Here is a 311-nt window from a genome sequence, read left to right on the forward strand (position 1 = left end):
GTTGAAGATCTTCACCCGCTCGCCCGCCTTCGGCGCGTCCGCCAGCGCCAGCTCGATGCAGCGCACGGAGTCCTGGATGTGGATGAAGGCGCGGGTCTGCCCGCCTGTGCCGTGCACCGTCAGCGGGTGGTCGATCGCGGCCTGGATCAGGAAGCGGTTGAGCACCGTGCCGTAGTCGCCGTCGTAGTCGAAGCGGTTGACGAGCTGTTCGTGGCGCTTCGTCTGATCGGTGTTGGTGCCCCAGACGATGCCCTGATGCAGGTCGGTGATCCGGAGACCGTCGTTCTGCGCGTAGAACTGGAAGAGGATCT

Annotated in this window: 1 protein-coding gene; it reads right to left on the reverse strand. The window is 65.0% G+C overall.

Translation table 11 applies throughout. From position 1 onward, the window contains the following. Positions 1–311: NAD-dependent epimerase/dehydratase family protein (locus AB6A65_RS16885; protein ID WP_371039533.1), on the reverse strand; the 311-nt coding region annotated here is incomplete at both ends.

The sequence above is a fragment of the Rhodosalinus sp. FB01 genome, assembly GCF_041365715.1.
GTDB lineage: Bacteria > Pseudomonadota > Alphaproteobacteria > Rhodobacterales > Rhodobacteraceae > Rhodosalinus.